The sequence below is a fragment of the Microbacterium sp. BF1 genome (genome assembly GCF_019279095.1).
GTDB classification, from domain to species: domain Bacteria; phylum Actinomycetota; class Actinomycetes; order Actinomycetales; family Microbacteriaceae; genus Microbacterium; species Microbacterium maritypicum.
Genome location: NZ_JAGYWT010000626.1, coordinates 1 through 1,288 on the forward strand (window position 1 = coordinate 1; position 1,288 = coordinate 1,288).

Here is a 1,288-nt window from a genome sequence, read left to right on the forward strand (position 1 = left end):
CGCTGCACACCGGCTCGGACCTGCTCACCGACAAGCAGAGCGACAGGCTACGCGCGCTGTTCGTTGATGACGCTCACGTCGAGGTCGAGGCGACCTGGGGTGTCTACCATGAAAAGTCCTGGCAAGCATCGGGTACTCACCGGGGGTTAGGAAAAAGTATCCACGACTAACTAATTACCTGCAAGTTCCTCTCACAATCGTCATGCGGCCGTAACATCAGGCTCCCCCGGTAGGCTCCCCGGATGGTTCGCCGCACCCCTGACAAGGACCGTTCGACGGTCGCCCGCCACGCGACGCTCCCCTCCCCCGGGCCTGCCAGAGGATTCCTCAAGATCGCCGGGATCACGCTGGGTGTCGTGCTGGTCTCCGCGATCGCTGTCGCCGCGTTCGTCGTGACCGACTACTTCAACCGCTTCAACGAGGGCGCCGTCACGCTGGAAGACGCTCCCGAGGTCGAACCCCCCTCCATCAGCGCCTTCCCCGGCGAGTTCAGCGTGCTGCTTATCGGCACCGACGAGTGCGGCGAAGTGTCGACGGGCCTGCTGGGCGAGCGCTGCTCGGAAGCGGACGGCGGGATCCTCAACGACGTGAACCTGCTCGTGCATGTGTCGGCGGAACCGCGCAAGGTCACCGTGATCTCGTTCCCCCGCGACCTGATGCTCGAGACCCCCGAGTGCACCCTGCCCGACGGCTCCGTCGCCTCGGCGACGCGCAAGACCCAGATCAACTCGATCTTCCAGCGGGCGGGCATCTCATGCGTGGCGAAGACCATCACCGACCTCACCGGCGTGGAGATCCCCTTCGCCGCCAAGATCGACTTCGACGGGGTGATCGACGTCACCGACGCCATCGGCGGGGTCGAGGTGTGCATCGGTGGCGAGGGCATCCGCGACGACCAGACGGCCATCGACTGGGAGCCGGGACCGCGCACGGTCTCGGGCTACGAGGCGCTCCAGTTCATCCGCACGCGGCACGGCGTCGGCGACGAGAGCGACATGGCACGGGTGTCGAACCAGCAGCAGTACATGTCTCGTCTGGTGAAGAAGATCATGAGCGACGAGGTGCTCTCCGACCCGGGCAAGGTGCTGGGGCTCGCGAACACCGTCGTAGACAACATCGACCCGAGCGACAAGCTGGCCAACCCGGTCCGGCTCGCCCAGCTCCGCCGGCACCGCGCGGTGGAAGCCAGGCAGTGGAGGTCCTTCGCGGCATCCATCTCTCAGCATGAGCACTCATCGCTCGGAGGTCTGGAGGATGCCTTGACGCGTGTCGATGCCGAGCGCGAGGT

At 65.7% G+C, this 1,288-nt stretch carries 1 protein-coding gene; it reads left to right on the forward strand.

Translation table 11 applies throughout. The features are described 5' to 3' along the window. Window positions 1-242: 242 nt before the first annotated feature. Window positions 243-1,288 (forward strand): LCP family protein (locus KZA10_RS15550; protein ID WP_256934950.1); only part of this gene is annotated, 1,046 nt, incomplete at its 3' end.